Here is a 1,800-nt window from a genome sequence, read left to right as displayed (position 1 = left end):
GATGTAGGGGGCGCCGGTGGTGTTGCCGACGAGCCAGTCGGTCAGCAGTCGGCGCCGGTCCTCCGCGAGGACGTCGCCGAGGGCGTAGCGGCGCAGGTCGGCGGCGAAGGCGCTGGGGGTGCTGGTGTCGCGGGTGTCGCCCGGGGTCGCCTCGTTGAGGGTGGGCTCGTTGCGGTCGACGCTGGTGGTCTGGTCCCCGAGGTCGCGCAGCGACTGCTGGACGGCCGCCGGGCCCCCGAGCTCGGCCATGACGAGGTTGGCGGCGGTGTTGTCGCTGTACTGGATCGCGGCGGCGGCCAGATCACGCACCTTCATGCCGGTGGCGACGTGCTGCGAGGTGATCGGCGCCCACGACAGCACGTCCTCCTGGCGGTACGCGACCACCTTGTCCAGCTCCTCGTCGGAGGCCTTGCGCAGGAGGGCGCCGGCGGCGAGCGACTTGATCGTGGACGCGAACGCGAACCGCTCGTCGGACCGGTAGGAGATCTCCCGGCCGCTGCCGGTGTCCACCGCGTACACGCCGAGGCGGGCGCCGAACTGCTGCTCAAGTCCCTTGAAGGAAGCGCTCGTCGTATCTGCCGCAGGCATCGCGCTGGATGCCGCGGCGGGCGTGCCGGCACCCGCATGGCTACTGAGTCCCGCAGAGCCGCACCCGCTCAGCAGGGTGGCCGCGAGCAGGGCCACGGCGGGCAGCACGGTACGGGGGCGGCGGAGGGCAGTCGTCATCGGTGGTCTCCCAGGTGGTTCGTGTCGTCACCCTCAGCTAAACAGGCCGTCGGGCCATCAGTCCAAGACGACTATGGTGAAGAGATCGATAAAAGAATGCCTATGATTGCTGGCCATGGACCTGTTGGGGCACCTACGCCACTTCCGCGCTGTCGCCGAGGACCGGCACTTCGGCCGCGCCGCCGAGCGCCTGCGGATCGCCCAGCCCTCGCTCTCCCAGCGGATCAAGCGTCTGGAGCGCGAGCTCGGCGTGACCCTGTTCGACCGCGGCCCGCGCGGAGTCGAGCTCACCCCGGCGGGCCTGCTGCTGCTCGCGGAGGCGAAGGAGGTGCTGGAGAGCACCGCCCGCCTCCTCGCCACCGCCGCCGACCTGCGCACCGGCCGGGCGGGCACCCTGCGCGCGGCCGTGCCGCCCGAGCTGGGGCCGGCCGTCCTGGCCGCGCTGCTCACCGGCTTCGAGAGCGCCTCCCCCGGCACCCGGCTCGAACTGCGGGAACTGCCGGTCGCGGTCATGGCGCGCGAACTCGCCCAGCACACGGTGGACGTCGCCGTCGTCCGCCACCCGTGCCCGGCCGCCGGGCTGGCGTTCGGGCCGGTCCTGCACCAGCCGCTCGGCATCCTGCTCGCCGCCGGGAGCCCGGACGCCGACCGCCCGGAGCTGGCGGTGGCCGAACTGACCGGCCGGCGCCTGGTGTTCTTCCCCCGCGCCACCGCCCCCGCGCTCTACGACGAGATGCTCACCACCCTGGCCCGGCACGGCTGCACGCCCGAGGCCGTCGTCGACCCGCCCGGCCCGGACGTCGCGGGCGCACTCGTGCTCACCGGCAGCGCCGTCGCCCTGGTGCCACGCACCGCGCCGCCACCGGGTACAGTCTGGCGTCCGCTGACCGGCACCCCGCTGGCCTGGCGCACCTCCACGGCCTGGCCGACCGGGAGCGGCGGGCCCGCCGTCCGGCTGTTCGCCGAAGCTGCCCACGAGGCGCTGACCGAACACGGCGGCCTCCTGCCCCAGCCGCCCAACCCCCCGCTCGTCCCCCCGGGCGAGGTGGAACAAGGGACGCGGCCGCCGACAAG

At 74.0% G+C, this 1,800-nt stretch carries 2 protein-coding genes; one reads left to right on the top strand and one right to left on the bottom strand.

The genetic code is table 11. From position 1 onward, the window contains the following. On the bottom strand, nt 1-726 hold a 726-nt coding region (gene bla / locus ACFV61_RS35840; RefSeq protein ID WP_380496364.1), incomplete at its 3' end, for a class A beta-lactamase. A 115-nt stretch (nt 727-841) separates the two neighbouring features. Between bla and ACFV61_RS35835 the strand changes: the two genes are divergently transcribed. Beyond that, nucleotides 842-1,800 (top strand): LysR family transcriptional regulator (locus tag ACFV61_RS35835; protein WP_380496361.1); only part of this gene is annotated, 959 nt, incomplete at its 3' end.

Origin of the sequence: Kitasatospora sp. NPDC059817 (genome assembly GCF_042731835.1) — a bacterium.
Lineage (GTDB): Bacteria > Actinomycetota > Actinomycetes > Streptomycetales > Streptomycetaceae > Kitasatospora.
Note: the sequence above shows the minus strand (reverse complement) of the source record. Positions and strands in the feature narration are given on the sequence as shown.